14 protein-coding genes and 4 tRNA genes are annotated in these 17,356 nt (G+C 60.4%); 3 read left to right on the top strand and 15 right to left on the bottom strand.

The window, feature by feature from the left end; all coding sequences use genetic code 11:
• Positions 1-52 precede the first annotated feature (52 nt).
• Complete coding sequence (locus J3P90_RS08505) at positions 53-1,300, bottom strand: AAA family ATPase (protein WP_434676111.1); 1,248 nt, start codon at positions 1,298-1,300, stop codon at positions 53-55.
• Positions 1,301-1,609: 309 nt separating this feature from the next.
• On the opposite strand from J3P90_RS08505, the gene J3P90_RS08500 reads away from it, so the two are divergent.
• Both J3P90_RS08500 and J3P90_RS08495 read left to right on the top strand, forming a co-directional pair.
• Positions 1,610-1,843 (top strand): hypothetical protein, encoded by a 234-nt coding sequence (locus J3P90_RS08500; RefSeq protein WP_434676110.1) that lies wholly within the window; start codon positions 1,610-1,612, stop codon positions 1,841-1,843.
• Complete coding sequence (locus J3P90_RS08495) at positions 1,843-2,979, top strand: tyrosine-type recombinase/integrase (RefSeq protein WP_434676109.1); 1,137 nt, start codon at positions 1,843-1,845, stop codon at positions 2,977-2,979. The genes J3P90_RS08500 and J3P90_RS08495 overlap by 1 nt, the downstream gene beginning before the upstream one ends.
• Positions 2,980-3,087: 108 nt before the next feature.
• Here J3P90_RS08495 and J3P90_RS08490 read toward each other — a convergent pair.
• Positions 3,088-3,164: transfer RNA gene (locus tag J3P90_RS08490), tRNA-Val, on the bottom strand.
• 183 nt (positions 3,165-3,347) lie between these two features.
• Here J3P90_RS08490 and J3P90_RS08485 point away from each other — a divergent pair.
• Positions 3,348-4,631, top strand: a complete 1,284-nt coding sequence (locus tag J3P90_RS08485; RefSeq protein ID WP_434676108.1) for an NAD(P)/FAD-dependent oxidoreductase — start codon at positions 3,348-3,350, stop codon at positions 4,629-4,631.
• Between the two features lie 189 nt (positions 4,632-4,820).
• On the opposite strand, the gene J3P90_RS08480 is transcribed toward J3P90_RS08485, so the two are convergent.
• From J3P90_RS08480 to J3P90_RS08420, 13 genes are all read right to left on the bottom strand, one after another.
• Positions 4,821-4,897 (bottom strand) — tRNA-Asp (locus tag J3P90_RS08480).
• A gap of 89 nt (positions 4,898-4,986) precedes the next feature.
• A tRNA-Asp gene (locus J3P90_RS08475) sits at positions 4,987-5,063 on the bottom strand.
• Positions 5,064-5,121: 58 nt separating this feature from the next.
• Positions 5,122-5,197, bottom strand: a tRNA-Val gene (locus tag J3P90_RS08470).
• A 170-nt stretch (positions 5,198-5,367) separates the two neighbouring features.
• A complete protein-coding gene (locus J3P90_RS08465; protein WP_434648356.1) occupies positions 5,368-6,141 on the bottom strand; it encodes an SDR family oxidoreductase in 774 nt (257 codons plus the stop codon).
• Positions 6,138-7,349 carry an O-succinylhomoserine sulfhydrylase gene (locus J3P90_RS08460; RefSeq protein ID WP_420765693.1) on the bottom strand — a complete coding sequence of 404 codons (1,212 nt, stop codon included), beginning with the start codon at positions 7,347-7,349 and terminating at the stop codon, positions 6,138-6,140. Before J3P90_RS08460 ends, J3P90_RS08465 begins: the two co-directional genes overlap by 4 nt.
• Before the next feature lie 57 nt (positions 7,350-7,406).
• Positions 7,407-8,912, bottom strand: a complete 1,506-nt coding sequence (gene purF / locus J3P90_RS08455; RefSeq protein WP_305495814.1) for an amidophosphoribosyltransferase — start codon at positions 8,910-8,912, stop codon at positions 7,407-7,409.
• A gap of 41 nt (positions 8,913-8,953) precedes the next feature.
• Entirely contained in the window at positions 8,954-9,514 is a 561-nt protein-coding gene (locus J3P90_RS08450; RefSeq protein WP_039593931.1) for a CvpA family protein, read from the bottom strand.
• Between the two features lie 89 nt (positions 9,515-9,603).
• Complete coding sequence (locus tag J3P90_RS08445; protein WP_434559811.1) at positions 9,604-10,293, bottom strand: SPOR domain-containing protein; 690 nt, start codon at positions 10,291-10,293, stop codon at positions 9,604-9,606.
• Positions 10,277-11,584: a bifunctional tetrahydrofolate synthase/dihydrofolate synthase gene (gene folC, locus J3P90_RS08440; protein ID WP_434676107.1), complete on the bottom strand. Its 1,308-nt coding sequence runs from the start codon at positions 11,582-11,584 to the stop codon at positions 10,277-10,279. Before folC ends, J3P90_RS08445 begins: the two co-directional genes overlap by 17 nt.
• Positions 11,581-12,501 (bottom strand): acetyl-CoA carboxylase, carboxyltransferase subunit beta, encoded by a 921-nt coding sequence (gene accD / locus J3P90_RS08435; protein ID WP_420765690.1) that lies wholly within the window; start codon positions 12,499-12,501, stop codon positions 11,581-11,583. Before accD ends, folC begins: the two co-directional genes overlap by 4 nt.
• Positions 12,502-12,757: 256 nt before the next feature.
• Entirely contained in the window at positions 12,758-13,390 is a 633-nt protein-coding gene (locus J3P90_RS08430; protein ID WP_434676106.1) for a phosphoribosylanthranilate isomerase, read from the bottom strand.
• A gap of 63 nt (positions 13,391-13,453) precedes the next feature.
• Complete coding sequence (gene truA, locus J3P90_RS08425) at positions 13,454-14,278, bottom strand: tRNA pseudouridine(38-40) synthase TruA (protein WP_434564131.1); 825 nt, start codon at positions 14,276-14,278, stop codon at positions 13,454-13,456.
• Positions 14,279-14,581: 303 nt separating this feature from the next.
• Entirely contained in the window at positions 14,582-17,155 is a 2,574-nt protein-coding gene (locus J3P90_RS08420; RefSeq protein ID WP_434676105.1) for a FimV/HubP family polar landmark protein, read from the bottom strand.
• Positions 17,156-17,356 lie beyond the last annotated feature (201 nt).

Raw genomic sequence — 17,356 nt, 5'->3', positions numbered from 1 at the left:
GCCGCCCGCTACCTAGAAAAGCAGTTACCGAAATCAACTCACCCAATACCCCCTAAGCATGCTTCCTTGAACCAAAAAGTTTGATCCAGAGCGCGAACCCCCGCTGCTGTAATCGATACTCCCCCATCTTCGATTCATTCTTCAAAATGATTTTTCGGGTAGTTAGAGCACGCAAAGCATCGGTAAGTGTTTGATCGTCGCCAGAAAAACTACTGCGAATTTCGCTTTTTTTGATCCACTCATTCATATTCTCAGCCATGATACTAAGTACTTGGCGATACTCATCAGATTTAATTTTCGAGTGATAATCGCTTGCGTAGTAACGCGTGCCAATAGAATCAATAGCTCCTCCTTCGCTAAAGGCACCATCAAGTACGTCTTCCATAGTTATCTCGCCATCCACGTTGCGATCAAACGCTGAATAGGCAAACTGCTGGATGAAATGCGGATACCCTTCCGAAAGCGTGGCAATATGGTCTTTCGCAAGCTCCCCAATGGTAGTTTTAACTTCGTTTACGTCATTTCCCGCAGCAATACCCCGATCGACAACATACTTAGTATCTGTAAAATTTAGCTCCTTAATCTTCAGATGAGTAAAAATTCGGATGGAGGACTCATGCGACTTAGCTAGCTTTTCAACTACTTCTGGCAGACCCGCAACGACGAACATCACATTGCTGCACCCGTGACTTTGAAGCATTTCGGTGACGGCCTTGAAAAAATACCCAATATGAAGAGATGGAGACGCATTGTCTGCCTCATCAATTAAAAAAACCACACCGTCACGGCCATGTTCCCCTTTTTCGGGGCTAGCTATTCGCTTGCAGGTTTCTGACAATGAATAGGCAAACTCGTCAATCAGCAAATCCGAATCGTCAGTAGGAGTCGCTTTATCTACACCCGAATCCAAAACCTTTATTCTTTGAACGAAGGACCAGGTCTCAGCTAAAAATTTACGAACTGTTTCTATCTTACCAAGCTCACGACTTATATTTTTCTCAATGAGTTTGATAAAGCTTACCAGACTCGTCCGATCAGAAATAACAACATTAACAGTAACGAAATTAAATGTCTTATAATCACCCGTAACCGGCCTTACTAGACCAGCCGCAAGACATTTAAGCAAATTCATTAACGAAGACTTTCCGATACCGCGCTCGCCCGTTAAGAGTAAGTTCGTGCCATGTCCGTTTTTGGTTTGGTGAAGGCCTTTTTCAAATGCCTGCATTTCTTTAACGCGGCCTGCGAACATCCCCGCAGATACGGGGCTATTGGGTTTGAATGGATTGATCTTGCTCAAAAACGCACCCACCTTATTAAATTAGGGGAAGCCGCAAAATCCGGCTCAGGGGAAGCTCTCCATCCTATCAGATTTTACTGTACCTCAATGCGCCGCGCCCTATGCGTGGGATCTGCTAATCCTCGTTCCTCTGACCTTCTGAGGGAGGACCGAAAATGACCTAAGACGCTCCTGAGCCAGCGGACATCTAGCAGACCTGCAGTGATGTCCGGCAGGCCATTATTTTGAAGCATCACCATCTACATCATTCAACATACACACCCATAAAAGGGACAGATAATGCCGCCACGCGCGGCATGGAGCATCATCATGGCAAAAATCATTGCCCAAATGACTGTAAAGCTCCCTCGCCTCATGGAGGTGAGCGAGTACAGAAAACTACGGTACGCAGGCGGCAAACCCAGCGTGCAGCAACTCAAAAAGTGGATTGAGGAAGGGGAAGTGATCGGAGAGATAAGGGGCGGGATGTATTTTGTTGATCTACAAGCAGCAGTCATGGGAGCGAACGACCCGCTACTGGCACAGATGACGGAGATTGGTTGATGGCTGCTCGGCCACGCATATTGAGAAACAGAAAGTTGCCGCCGAACCTCTACCCCAACGGAAAATATTGGCGGTACCGCAATCCCATCACCGGATTGGTGACAAGCATCAACCGTCCTTTGGAAGAAGCAATAAAGCTAGCGCGGGCGGCGAATCTGAAACTGTCGGCGCTGGTTGTCGACGACGGCGCGCTACTCACCGTGTTGACTGGGGGGCGTCTGCCGACGATCAACATTCTATTGCAGCGTTTCCAGGACGAGTGGCTTAAGGAAAAAGGGTATGCAGCTCGCACGCTGGAGGAGATCAAGTTCAAGCTTCAGCGGTACCAGCGAGACCTTGGCGAGCGCCTGATTGGGCAAATGGACGTGCTTGCCATGGCTGAATACCTGGACCAGTTCAGCAACAACGCCTACACGAAGCACCGCGGTCTCTGGGTTCAAATATTCGCTTTCGCTGTGGCTAAAGGCCTGGCAGAGCGAAATGTGGCAGAGCTGACCTTGGTGAAAAAGGAGGCGGAGAAGAAGCGTCAGCGTCACACCCTCGAAGGACTGAACTCAATCATCAACGCCGCGACGACTCCCCCCTGGCTAAAACGCGCAATCCGCCTAGCGCTAACAAGCCTCCAGCGGCGCGAGGACATCGTGACGTGGCAGAAATCAGCCGCCAACATGGATGAAAACACGCTGACCGTTTCGCCCGGAAAAACCCAGGGTTACAGCAATCCGGTTCACCTCAAAATCAAGATGGGGGCAGCCCTACGCGAGGTTGTAGGAGAGTGCCTACGCTCACCCGTAGCTTCCCCCTACCTGATCCATTACAAGCCCAAGGCGAGGCGCAGAGAGCAGATCAATGCGAAGGATCACTGGACCTCGGTGACGCCGGACTACCTGACCAAGGAATTTAGCAAGGCTAGAGACGAGGCGCACGCCTACGACTACATGCCAGCCGGAGAGCGCCCCACTTTCCACGAAATACGCGCATTAGGCGCGTGGCTCTACGAGCAGCAGAACTTCCCCCAGGAATACATCCAGGCGCTGCTTGGTCATGCGGACGAAAAGATGACGAAGCACTACCAGAAGGGACACGGCGAGCAGACGATTGAATACGTAGAGGTGGGCGCCGAATTGGCGTTGTGAGGTGGGGTTTTGCAAAAGTTTTGAAAAAGTTTTGAAAATCGCAGCCAACAAAAAAGGGCCCACCTTTCGGTGAGCCCTTCTAGACCGCCCAGCAGAGCGGATTTTGTTTGGTAGGCGCGATTGGACTCGAACCAACGACCCCCACCATGTCAAGGTGGTGCTCTAACCAACTGAGCTACGTGCCTGCTGTGAGGCGGCATTCTACGGAATTCCAAAGGGGTGTCAACACCTTTTTTTCACCTAAGCCTATGAATATGCAAAATATTTAATTGCGCCGAAGCGACAAGGATTTTGTGGTGGCTGGCGGCGGATTTTTATCTCGGGTAGGATCGCTGCATTCGTAAAAAATATAAAACAGAGGTTCCAGAATGGCGAACACATCCTACCCAGCGTCCTATTACGCCGCATCGGCCAATGCGACGCCGTCGCGCCCTGCCCTGCAGGATGATGTCGAAACCGATGTCTGCGTGATCGGTGCGGGATACACGGGGTTGTCTTCCGCGCTGTTTCTGCTGGAGCACGGTTTTAAAGTGACGATCGTCGAGGCGGCGAAGGTCGGCTTCGGCGCTTCGGGTCGCAACGGTGGGCAGATCGTCAACAGCTACAGCCGCGACATTGATGTGATCGAACGCAGCGTCGGTCCACAGCAAGCGCAGTTGCTCGGCAACATGGCGTTCGAGGGTGGGCGGATCATTCGTGAACGGGTGGCGAAATATCAGATCCAGTGCGATCTGAAGGATGGCGGTGTATTCGCGGCCCTCACCACTAAACAGATGGGGCACCTGGAGTCGCAGAAGCGTTTATGGGAGCGTTTCGGTCATACACAGCTGGAGTTGCTGGATCAGCGGCGTATTCACGAGGTGGTGGCTTGCGAGGAGTATGTCGGCGGCATGTTGGATATGAGCGGAGGGCATATCCACCCACTCAATCTGGCGCTGGGCGAAGCGGCGGCGGTGGAGTCACTGGGTGGTGTGATCTACGAGCAGTCGCCGGCGGTGCGCATCGAGCGCGGTGCCAGTCCGGTCGTGCATACGCCGCAGGGCAAGGTCAGGGCCAAATTCATTATCGTGGCGGGCAATGCTTACCTGGGCAATCTGGTGCCGGAGTTGGCGGCCAAGTCGATGCCTTGCGGTACGCAGGTGATCGCCACTGAGCCGCTGGGGGACGAGTTGGCCCATCGCCTGCTGCCTCAGGATCACTGCGTCGAAGATTGCAACTACCTGCTCGACTACTACCGGCTGACGGGTGACAAGCGCCTGATTTTCGGTGGTGGCGTGGTGTATGGCGCAAGGGATCCGGCCAACATTGAAGCGATCATTCGGCCGAAGATGCTCAAAGCGTTCCCGCAGCTCAAGGATGTGAAGATCGATTACGCCTGGACCGGAAATTTCCTACTGACTCTGTCGCGTCTTCCGCAAGTCGGGCGGCTGGGGGATAACATTTATTATTCCCAAGGCTGCAGTGGTCATGGCGTGACGTATACGCATTTGGCGGGCAAGGTACTGGCAGAGGCATTGCGAGGGCAAGCAGAGCGTTTTGACGCGTTTGCGGACCTGCCGCACTACCCCTTCCCCGGCGGTCAATTGCTGCGCACCCCGTTTGCAGCGATGGGGGCTTGGTATTACGGGTTGCGGGATCGGTTGGGGTTCTGAAGCGGCCGACACAAGGGCTGCTTTGCAGCCCAGGGGGAGCAAGCTCCCTCGCCACGGTTGTAGGCCCAATACTGTTCAGCCAGACACAAAAAACCCCGGTCTTTCGACCAGGGTCTTTGCTATCGATTGGAAGAAGCTCTTCAGCTTTCTTCTTAGCTTCAAGGCGTTCAGTGGGCCTCGAAGCAGATATGGCGCAGCGGACGGGACTCGAACCCGCGACCCCCGGCGTGACAGGCCGGTATTCTAACCGACTGAACTACCGCTGCGTATCGCTGTGGACTTGCGTCCATTTAACTCGTCTGATCCAAACCCGCGGGCTTGGATCTCGAACCAGGCGAACCTGCTTCGGAAAATATGGCGCAGCGGACGGGACTCGAACCCGCGACCCCCGGCGTGACAGGCCGGTATTCTAACCGACTGAACTACCGCTGCGCGTCGGTGGATGCTTTTGACAGCTTCCATCTTGCTTTCGCAAGACTCTCAAGAAACATGGTGGGTGATGACGGGATCGAACCGCCGACATTCTGCTTGTAAGGCAGACGCTCTCCCGGCTGAGCTAATCACCCTTTGCTGCGTTGAGGCCGCGAAATTTACGCAGGTACCGAAGCTAAGTCAATAGCAGGGTTGGATTTTTTTCAGAAACAGTTTCAAGCGACTAGCGCCAAGCTACAAGTAAAAAGCACCGGACCCGCACCACGCTGCTTGCAGCTTGAAACTTGCCGCTTGCAGCTGCTCCTTACTCATAAATCATTTTCTTGGTCATGCCGCCATCCACCACGAACTCCTGCCCCGTGACAAAACCGGCGTTGCGCGAAAGCAGCCATGCCACCATCGCCGCCACGTCCTCCACCGTACCCACCCTGCCCGCCGGATGCTGGGCGTGATCGGCATCGGTGAGCGGCTGCGCTCGACGTTGCGATGGGTCTCGCGCGTCGATCCAACCAGGGCTGACGGCGTTGACCCGAATCTCCGGCCCTAGACTGATCGCCAGGGCATGAGTCAGGGCCAGCAAGCCTCCTTTGCTGGCCGCATAGGCCTCGGTGTCCGGTTCCGACTGCGCGGCGCGGGTCGAGGCCAGGTTGACGATGGCCCCGTTGTGGGCACGCAGGTAAGGTGCGCAGTGCTTGGCCAGCAGCATCGGCCCACCCAGGTTCACCGCCAAGACCCGGTTCCAATGCGCCAGGTCCAGGCTTTCCAGGGTGATGTTGTGCGGGTCGGCGATGGCGGCGTTGCACACCAGCGCGTCGAGCCGCCCGAACTGGCCGAGCACTTCAGCGATAGCGGTGGCAACCTGGGCCTCGTCCGACACATCCATGGCGATGAACCAGGCATTGTCACCCAAAGTTTTCGCCACCTTGGAACCGCGCTCGCGGTCCAGGTCGGTGAGAACCACCTGCCAACCTTCACAGATCAGCCAAGCGGCAATCCCAAGGCCGATACCCCGCGCGGCGCCCGTCACCAGGGCTACCCGGCCATGAGTACCGCTCGGCGGCGTAGCCAGCTCGATCACAAGGCCGCCAACCCGCGGGCCAGGTCGGCTTGCAGGTCCGCCACGTCTTCCAGGCCGACCGCCACGCGGATCAGGCTGTCACGGATACCCGCCGATTCACGCTCCTGGGGCGACAGGCGACCGTGGGAGGTGGTGCTCGGGTGGGTAATGGTGGTTTTGCTGTCACCGAGGTTGGCAGTGATGGAGATCAACCGGGTCGCGTCGATGAAACGCCAGGCGCCCTCCTTGCCGCCCTTGACCTCGAAGCTCACCACCGCGCCGAAACCGCGCTGCTGACGCAAGGCCAGTTCGTGTTGCGGATGGCTCTTGAGGCCGGCGTAATGCACTTTCTCGATACCGTCCTGCTGCTCCAGCCACTCGGCCAGGGCCTGGGCATTGGCACAATGAGCCTTCATCCGTAGGCCGAGGGTTTCCAGGCCTTTGAGGAAGATCCAGGCATTGAACGGGCTGAGGGTCGGCCCAGCGGTGCGCAAGAAGCCCACGACCTCTTTCATTTGCTCGCCACGACCAGCAACGACACCGCCCATGCAACGACCTTGGCCGTCAATGAACTTGGTGGCCGAATGCACCACCACGTCCGCGCCCAGCTTGAGCGGCTGTTGCAGCGCCGGTGTGCAGAAGCAGTTGTCGACCACCAACATGGCGCCCTTGGCATGGGCGATTTCCGCCAGCGCGGCGATGTCCACCAGCTCAGCAAGCGGATTGGACGGCGACTCGACGAAAAGCAGCTTGGTATTGGCCTTGATCGCGGCATCCCAACCGGACAGGTCCGCCAGGGGCACGTAATCGACTTCCACGCCGAAACGCTTGAAGTACTTTTCGAACAGGCTGATGGTCGAGCCGAAAACGCTGCGCGACACCAGTACATGGTCGCCAGCGCTGCAGAAGCTCATCACCACCGCCATGATCGCGGCCATGCCGGTGGCGGTCGCCACGGCCTGCTCGGCGCCTTCCAGGGCGGCGATACGCTCCTCGAAAGCCCGCACGGTCGGGTTGGTGTAACGCGAGTAGACGTTGCCCGGCACTTCCCCGGCAAAGCGCGCCGCGGCATCGGCGGCCGTGCGGAACACGTAGCTGGAGGTGAAGAACATCGGATCGCCATGTTCGGCTTCCGGTGTACGGTGCTGGCCCGCGCGAACCGCCAGGGTATCGAACGCTACGCCTTCAAGGTCGCTGTCCAGCCGACCGGCATCCCAATCCTGACTCATGCTGCCACTCCTGTAATCGGTTAAACGCAAACCGGCCCCTCGGGGCCGGTTCGTGACTCAGTTGTTGTACAGATCGATGATCGCGCTGACCGCCTGCGTCTTGGCCTTGGACGCGTCGTTACGCGCGTTCTCGATCCGATTCAGGTAGGCCTCGTCGATGTCGCCGGTGACGTACTTGCCGTCGAATACCGCACAATCGAACTGCTCGATCTTGATCTTGCCGCCACCCACCGCTTCGATGAGGTCCGGCAAGTCCTGGTAGATCAGCCAGTCGGCGCCAATCAGGTCGGCCACTTCCTGGGTCGTGCGGTTATGAGCGATCAGCTCATGGGCACTCGGCATATCGATGCCGTAGACGTTCGGGTAGCGCACGGCCGGGGCCGCCGAGCAGAAGTAGACATTCTTGGCGCCGGCTTCGCGGGCCATCTGGATGATCTGCTTGCAGGTGGTACCGCGCACGATGGAATCGTCCACCAGCATCACGTTCTTGCCGCGGAATTCCAGTTCAATGGCGTTGAGCTTCTGGCGTACGGATTTTTTCCGTGCAGCCTGGCCCGGCATGATGAAGGTGCGGCCAATGTAGCGGTTCTTCACGAAGCCTTCGCGGAACTTCACGCCCAAATGGTTCGCCAGCTCCAGGGCCGCGGTGCGGCTGGTGTCCGGGATCGGGATGACCACGTCGATGTCATGGTCCGGACGCTCGCGCAGGATCTTGTCGGCGAGCTTCTCGCCCATGCGCAGGCGCGCCTTGTAGACCGAGATACCGTCAATGATCGAGTCCGGACGGGCCAGGTAGACGTGCTCGAAGATACACGGCGTCAGGCTCGGGTTGGTCGCGCACTGGCGGGTGAACAACTTGCCGTCTTCAGTGATGTAGACCGCTTCGCCCGGGGCCAGGTCGCGAATCAGGGTGAAACCAAGCACGTCCAGGGACACGCTCTCGGAGGCGATCATGTACTCGACGCCTTCGTCGGTGTGACGCTGGCCGAACACGATCGGACGAATACCGTGCGGGTCGCGGAAACCGACGATGCCGTAGCCGGTGATCATCGCCACCACCGAGTAGCCACCCACGCAACGGTTGTGCACGTCGGTCACGGCGGCGAACACGTCTTCTTCGGTCGGCTGCAGCTTGCCGCGCTGGGCCAGCTCGTGAGCGAAGACGTTGAGCATCACTTCCGAGTCGGAACTGGTGTTGACGTGGCGCAAGTCAGATTCGTAGATCTCCTTGGCCAGTTGCTCGACATTGGTCAGGTTGCCGTTGTGCGCCAACGTGATGCCGTACGGCGAGTTGACATAGAACGGCTGGGCTTCGGCCGAAGTCGAGCTACCCGCTGTCGGGTAACGCACATGTCCGATGCCCATATGCCCGACGAGGCGCTGCATGTGACGCTGATGGAACACGTCGCGCACCAGGCCATTGTCCTTGCGCAGGAATAACCGGCCGTCATGGCTGGTCACGATACCGGCAGCGTCCTGGCCGCGGTGCTGGAGCACGGTTAGCGCGTCATACAGCGCCTGATTGACGTTCGACTTACCGACGATACCGACGATGCCACACATGCGGCGCAACCCCTACTTAATGGATCTGAACTGAACAACACTCACTGCGGCGTTTTGGCCATCGGCAAGAGCTGTTCCTTGAACGGTATTTCAGCGGGTACGCTGATACCGCTGGCAAGCCACTGACTGCTCCAACCCAGGATCAGGTTCTTGGACCAGTCTGCGACCAATAGAAATTGTGGCACGAGCCGGGACTCCTGCCACCACGTATCCTGCTGTACCGGCCCCAGGCTCAACAGCCCGACGGCCACGACCACCAGCAAGGCGCCACGCGCCGCGCCGAAAGCCATGCCCAGGAACCGGTCCGTCCCGGAAAGCCCGGTGACGCGAATCAGTTCGCCGATCAGATAATTGATCATTGCGCCCACCAGCAAGGTGGCGATAAACAAGATGGCACAGCCCGCGATCACGCGGGCCGAGGGTGTTTCGATGTATCCGGCGAGGTACTGGGACAGCGAGCCACCAAACATCCAGGCCACGACTCCCGCGATGATCCAGGTCAGCAGCGAGAGCGCTTCCTTGACGAAGCCGCGACTCAGACTGATCAATGCGGAGATGGCGACGATCGCAACGATCGCCCAGTCAACCCAGGTAAATGGCACGGTGCAGCCTACAGACGGATAAGGCGGCGCATTTTAGCAGAGCGCAGGGCTGTCGGTAAGCTGCGTGATTCAAATCGGCTAAATGGCTGTCAACCGCGCTCTGGCTGGAAGCGAACCACAAAACCCTTGAGGTTCTGCTGGCGATTGAGCAAGTCGCGCAGACGGTCGGCCTCGGCACGCTCGATCAACGGACCGACAAAGACCCGATTCTTGCCATCGGCGGAACGGATATAGGCGTTGTAGCCCTGGCTGCGCAGGCTTTTCTGCAGTTTTTCCGCGCTTTCGCGACTGGTCAGGCTGGCCAGTTGCACCGACCAACTCACCGACAGGCCGTTGGCATCGACGCGGCTCTGGGTGGTGTCTGGCTTGGGGGCCGCGGTGATCGGCTGGCTTGGCGCCGGTTTGATCGCCGGCGTCGCCGGGATGGGCGTTGGCGCTACAGCAGGCTTGGCGGGTGCCGCCGGGGCAGGCGCGGCAGCGGCAGATGCGGGCGCTGTCGGCGTGGACCCGACCGGCGCGGTAGGCGCGGCGGATTGTTCAGCCAATTCCGCGTCGCTCGGCACCGGCTCCTGGGGCAGTGCCTGCGGCTCGGGCACTGGCACGGGCTCGACTTGCACGGGTGGCACCGCAGGCGCTTGGGGCGCGGCCGGCGCATCAACCGTGACCTGGCGCTGCTCGTCCTGCCGGGAAAACAGCATCGGCAGGAAGATCACCGCCAGGGCCACCAACACCAGGGCCCCGACCATGCGCTGCTTGTAAGCCTTATCCAGCAATGCCATCTGCAGCTTCCTCCGTGGAGCGCCGGGCCAACCATTGAAGGGCCTCGGCAACGCAATAAAATGATCCGAACAACAGAATCTCGTCGTCTGCCGTCGCCAGGGCGCACTGCCCTTCCAGCGCGTCGGCCACGCTGCCATAAGCTTCCACCGAAGCGCCACGATGCTGCAACACCGTCTGCAACTCGCTGGCCGGACGCGAACGCGGCGAATCCAGTGGCGTCACGGCCCAGTGCTGGACACTAGCATCCAACGCATCGACAACGCCATCCAGGTCCTTGTCCGACAGCAGGCCAAACACCGCCAGCCGCTTGCCCGCCACGGGTCGACGCGCCAGGCGTTCAGCCAGGTACTGCGCCGCGTGGGGGTTGTGACCGACATCCAAGAGCACGTTGAGGCGCTTGCCTTGCCAATCGATCGAGCGGCGATCAAGACGACCGACAACGCGAGTCGCCTGCAGTGCCTGGATAATCCGTCCGGTGTCCCACGGCAGCCCGAGCAGCAGGTAGGCCTGCAGTGCCAGCGCGGCGTTCTCCATTGGCAAGTCCAGCTGCGGCAGGTCACGCAGCTCCACCGGGTTGCCCCGAGCATCGCTGCCACGCCATTGCCAGTGCCGCTCCGTCATGGCCAGGTCGAAGTCCCGCCCACGCAGGAAGAACGGGCAGCCCAGCTCGCGCACTTTATCCAGCAACGGCTGCGGCGGATCGAGATCGCCGCAGAGTGCCGGCGCGCCCTGGCGAAAAATGCCGGCCTTCTCGAAAGCCACGGACTCGCGGGTATCGCCCAGGTAATCGGCGTGATCCACGCCAATACTGGTGACCAGCGCGATGTCCGCGTCCACGAGATTGACGGTATCCAGGCGACCACCCAGGCCGACTTCCAGCACGACCGCATCCAGGCCGGCACGGGCGAACAGCCAGAACGCCGCGAGCGTGCCCATCTCGAAATAGGTCAGGGAAGTCTCGCCCCGCCCGGCTTCCACCGCCGCGAAGGCTTCACACAGATCGGCGTCGGAAGCTTCGACACCGTTGACCTGCACCCGCTCGTTGTAGCGCAGCAGGTGCGGCGAACTGTAGACGCCGACACTTAATCCCTGGGCCCGCAGCAGCGAGGCCAGAAAGGCGCAGGTCGACCCCTTGCCGTTGGTGCCGGTAACCGTGATGACCCGAGGCGCCGGCTTGGCCAGTCCCATGCGGGACGCTACCGCTTGCGAGCGCTCCAGCCCCATGTCGATGGCCGATGGATGCAACTGCTCGAGGTAGGCAAGCCAGTCGCCCAGGGTACGTTCGGTCATAGGCCAGCAGGCGCCGGCGGAACCACGATCGGCTCGATTGGCGTGGCGACGAAGGTCGGCGTCGGCAGGCCCATCAGTTGCGCCAGCAGATTACCCAGGCGCGGACGCAGCTCCTGGCGGTGAATGATCATGTCGATCGCGCCATGTTCCAGCAGGAATTCGCTGCGCTGGAAACCTTCCGGCAGCTTTTCACGCACGGTCTGCTCGATCACACGCGGACCGGCGAAGCCGATCAGGGCTTTCGGCTCGCCGACGATGACGTCGCCCAGCATCGCCAGACTGGCGGAAACACCGCCGTAGACCGGATCGGTCAGCACCGAGATGAACGGAATGCCTTCTTCACGCAAGCGCGCCAGTACCGCGGAGGTCTTGGCCATTTGCATCAGCGAGATCAGGGCCTCCTGCATCCGCGCGCCACCGGAGGCGGCGAAGCAGATCATCGGGCACCGGTTTTCCAGGGCGTAGTTGGCGGCGCGAACGAAGCGCTCGCCGACGATGGCGCCCATGGAACCGCCCATGAACGAGAATTCAAAGGCCGACACCACCACCGGCATGCCCAACAGGGTGCCGCTCATGGAAACCAGGGCGTCTTTTTCACCGGTCTGCTTCTGGGCAGCGGTCAGGCGATCCTTGTATTTCTTGCCGTCGCGGAATTTAAGGCGGTCCACGGGCTCCAGGTCGGCACCCAGCTCAACACGGCCTTCGGCGTCCAGGAAGATATCGATACGGGCACGCGCGCCGATGCGCATGTGGTGGTTGCACTTGGGGCAAACGTCCAGGGTCTTTTCCAGCTCGGGACGGTACAGCACCGCTTCGCAGGATGGACATTTGTGCCACAGACCTTCAGGCACCGAGCTTTTCTTCACCTCGGAACGCATGATCGAAGGGATCAGTTTGTCTACCAACCAGTTGCTCATGCTTCTTTCTCCAGTACCGGCGGCCCGAACGCTCTGGTTCGCGGCCCCGCGTATGCCCTTGAGCTCAAATTCATTGTGCGGCGAGGAACGAGGATCGTCGCGGTCAGTGCGAAACATGACCTGCGCCCAGCCCAACCATCCCCCGCCATCCCGGCAAGCGCTGCACTGCGATTGCCACTACGCTATCGGCCCACCCGTAGGCGGCGCCTGCCTGCTTTGAACAGTGCAGGTATGGACGGCGGCAGTCTGCCAGCCGTCACATTGACGACTGGCCGCTGCGCACAGCCGCCATGAATGCCCGGATCTTCGCCGGGTCCTTGATGCCCCTGGCCTGCTCCACCCCGCCACTGACGTCCACCGCGTAGGGTCGAACCTGGGCGATGGCGTCAGCCACGTTGTCCGCCGTCAGGCCACCGGCGAGGATGATCGGCTTGTCCAGGCCCTGCGGCACCAACGTCCAGTCGAACGCTTCACCGGTCCCTCCCGGAACGCCCTCCACGTAGGTGTCCAGCAAGATACCGCTGGCCCCGGAAAAGGCTTTGCAACTGGCGGCGATGTCGTCGCCGGCCTTGACCCGCAACGCCTTGATGTACGGTCGATGCCAACCCTCGCAATCGGTGGGTGTCTCGTCGCCATGGAACTGCAGGAAGGCCAGCGGCACCGCATCGAGGATTTCGCCCAGCTCGCAACGACTCGCATTGACGAACAGGCCGACCGGCGTGACGAAGGGTGGCAACGCCTGAATGATCGCTCGTGCCTGCTGCACCGTCACCGCCCGTGGGCTCTTGGCGTAGAACACGAGGCCGATGGCGTCCGCACCGGTGTCGACCGCCGCCAAGGCGTCTTCGACTCGGGTGATTCCGCATATCTTGCTGCGAACGACCGACATGGTGGATAAAACCTCAGGCAAATCCGTGGAAGTCCCGGATGGTAACAAATGCAGCGGAGGGCGTCAGCCGTCGAGTTCCGAGAACCCCGTGAGGAAATGTGGCCCGATGTAACGCTCAGGCAACTCGAATTCGTCGTGATATTCAACCTGGACCAGGTACAGGCCAAACGGGTGCGCGGTCACGCCTCCCGAGCGGCGAATGCGGCTTTCGAGCACTTCCTTGACCCATTCCACCGGCCGCTCACCCGCGCCGATGGTCATCAGCACACCGGCGATGTTGCGCACCATGTGGTGCAGAAAGGCGCTGGCGCGGATATCAAGCACGATCATCTTGCCGTGACGGGTCACGCGCAGGTGATGCAGTTCCTTGATCGGCGACTTGGCCTGGCACTGCCCCGCGCGAAAAGCGCTGAAATCATGGACGCCGACCAGGTATTGCGCGGCCTCGGCCATACGCTCGACATCCAGCGGACGGTGGTTCCAGGTGATTTCTTCATTCAGGTGCGCTGGGCGGATCTGATCGTTGTAGATCACGTAGCGATAGCGCCGGGCGATGGCCTTGAAGCGCGCATGGAAATGCGCGGGCATCGCCTTTGCCCAACTGACGCTGACATCGTGCGGCAGGTTGATATTGGCCCCCATCACCCAAGCCTTCATCGAGCGCTCGACTTGGGTGTCAAAATGCACCACCTGGCCGCAGGCATGCACGCCGGCGTCGGTTCGTCCGGCGCAATGCAGCGACACGGGCGAATCGGCGACTTTGGACAGCGCGTCTTCAAGGGTTTCCTGCACCGTTAATACGCCGGAGGCCTGACGCTGCCAGCCGCGATAGCGCGAGCCTTTGTATTCAACGCCCAAGGCGATTCGGAAAAAGCCGTCGGCCGCCATTTCGGCGGCCGGGTTGTCTATGTTTGCCAAGGAATTACAGCCTGCTGAGGTACGCAAAGGCGGGCATTATAAAGCCGGCTGGGCGGGATGCTAGTGCAACAGGTGGGCACTGTGGGGAATGGACTGGCGCCATCGCGAGCAAGCTCGCTCCCACAGGGTTCTCGGGTGCTCATGGATTCTGCGCTCACCGCGAATCCTTGTGGGAGCGAGCTTGCTCGCGATGGCGCCAGCCCAGACGTTACAAAAGGCCTGCAAACAAAAACGGCAGCCCTCCCCGGCTGCCGTTTTTGTTTTATCGCTGACTCACGCCAGGCGCGACAACATCTCCTTCGCTTCGCTTTTCTGCGTGGCATCGCCTTCACTGAGCACTTCGCCGAGGATATCCCGGGCGCCGTCATTGTCGCCCATGTCGATGTAGGCCTGGGCCAGATCGAGCTTGGTTGCCACTTCGTCGGTGCCGCTGAGGAAATCGAAGTCCGGCTCGTCGTCGGCAGTCGCCAGGGCGTCTTCAGCAGTGAAGGTTGGCTGGCCTATGCTGTCGGACAGGCGATCCAGCTCGGCGTTGACATCGTCCAGCTCGGACTCGAAGGCATCCTTAGGCTGATCGTGGGCGTCCATCTCGTCGGCCAGGGACAGATCGAAATCCGCCGGCAGTTCAAGATCGTCGGCCGGCGTGTCATCCAACGCGGGCGTTTCGGCCGCTGGAATGTCCAACCCCTTGAGATCGTCGTCCAGGTCCAGCAGGCAGTCTTCATCCGCCAAGGCGGGTGCCGGAGCATCCGCGCCCAGGTCCAGATCGAACTCCGACAGATCGTCGAGGCTTTCGTTGGCCTCGGTCTGTTGCTTGAGCACCGATTCAAAACTCAGGTCATCGTCTTGCGGAAACGCATCCAGTTCGGCGAGCGGCTCGGGGGCTGGCGCGACCGGAGCGGTGTCCATGTCCTCCAGGCTCAGATCAAAAGCGCTGTCGAGCTCGTCGTCGGTCGGCGATTTGTCTTCCAACAGCTCCTTGACGTACTGGGCATCCAACTCAGCGGCGACGGCTGCCGCAGCCAGGCCTGCACCGGCGGCGACCGCCATGGCCGGGAAACGGCTCTTGAGCTGTTCGACCTGGGCGTAATTGTCGCCATTGGCGACCAACTGCCGCTCCTGGGCGACAAAGGCGTCGCGGTCGCCCTGCTGGCCGTAGACTTCCATCAGCTTCAAGCGCAGGTCGCTGCGCTGGGGCTCGGCCTTGATGCCTTGCTCAAGCAGGTCGGCGGCCTGATTCAAGCGACCACGATCGATGTGCGACTGAGCCTGGGGCAGCACGTCATCCGAACGCTCCGCGGCCGGCGCTACCAGCGGTGCGGCTATGGGGGGCGTGACGACCACGGGCGCAACCACCGGGGCAGGCCTAGGGGCTGGCGCGGGGGCTGGCTTGGGTTCGAGCTTTACGCTGGGTGGCGGTACTTCAATGCCCTCGAAGCTGCTCGGGGGCAGATCGAGCTCCGGGGAGAAGTCGGCCTCCTCCTCGAGGGCTCGGGCCATGCGCAGATGTTTCTCGGCTTCCTGCTGGGCCTTGCGGCGACGAGCGAGCAGCAGGAGCAGCAGCAAGAGGAGCAACGCACCGCCGCCAATCAGGCCCAGCAGGATCGGATTGGTCAGCAGGTCGTTGTATTTTTTCTCGTCGGCTGCGGCCGGCGCCGGTTCAACCGGCGGGGTCGCTTCTGGGGTGGCCTGGGGTGCCGGGGCGGCGGACGGTGCTTGTGCCGCTGGCGCGGGGGTCAGTTCCGCCGACATCGCCGGGGTGGCTTCGCCAGTGGGCGGGACCGCGACGCCTTCGGCCTGCATTTTCGCCAATTGGTTGTTCTTCAGCTCGATCAGGCGCTGCAGTTTGTCCAGCTGGCTCTGAAGATCGGCCATGCGGCTCTTCAGTTCTTCATTGTCGCGACGAGCCGATTCGAGGCTTTCCTGAGTCACGGCAAGTTGGTTACTCAGGGCCTGGGCATCACCGGCTGCGCCTTTGCCTTTGGCACCCGCTTTCGCCGACTCGGCGGAAACCAGGCTCAGGTTATCGCGAGCCGCGCCCTGGGCCGGTGCGTTATCGCCACCGCCACGCCGGGTGGCGTCCACCTGCTGGCGTCCGTTACCCGCCCCGCTCCGACGCCCCTGGCGCCAGGCGGCGTTTTGAGCGGCCACTTCGGCAATGGCCTGGGGCTGCGGCAATGCCGTGCTTTGCACCGGATCGGGCAGGCGCAACACCTGGCCGGTCTTGAGCAGGTTGATGTTGCCGTCGATGAATGCGTTCGGGTTCAACGCCTGGATCGCCAGCATCGTTTGCTGCACCGAACCACCGTTGCGCACCTTGGCGGCGATTTCCCATAGGGTATCGCGCGGCGTCGTGGTGTATTGGGACGGCTTGGTAGCCCCGGTGACCGGCGAAGACACCACCTGGGACGGCTTCGCCCGAGCGGCGTCGGCGGCCTGCGGCGAGAACTTAGACGGATCGAGCAGTACGCTGTAGTCGCGCAGCAAGCGGCCGTTGGGCCACATCACCTGCACGAGGAACTTGACCATCGGTTCGGTCAGCGGCCGGCTGGAAGTCACCCGCAGGACACTCTTGCCGTTGGCGTTGATCACCGGTGTGAAGCTCAATTCATTGAGAAAGGCTTGGCGGTCAATGCCCGCCTTGGCGAATTCTTCAGGTGGGGCCAGGCTCGGCACCACCTCGGCGGCGGTCAGTTGCTGGACATCGAGCAGTTCGATCTCGGCCACCAGAGGCTGGTTCGGCGGCGACTTGAGGGTCAATTCCCCCAGCCCGAGCGCTTGCGCCATACCGGAGGACAGCGCCGAGGCGGCCGCTATTGCTAACACCAGTTTGCGAACTTGAACCATAGCCTCTTCCTTTGTTTGAACATTCCTCGGCCAGCGAGAAGGTGTTGATGCCGCTGCCGTAAGGCATTGCGCGCAGCCCCAAGCGACGGTGCGCGCGATCGTTTCACTCATGCCCGAGGCAGTCCCCGGGAGGGAGGTTCGCCTTCAGCACTCTGGCCAAGCATAGCGCCCAGCTAGAACCATTCGACAAATTGTTGCCAA

It is taken from the genome of Pseudomonas sp. D3-10 (assembly GCF_051132175.1).
Lineage (GTDB): Bacteria > Pseudomonadota > Gammaproteobacteria > Pseudomonadales > Pseudomonadaceae > Aquipseudomonas.
This window is presented reverse-complemented; position numbering and strand designations above follow the sequence as displayed.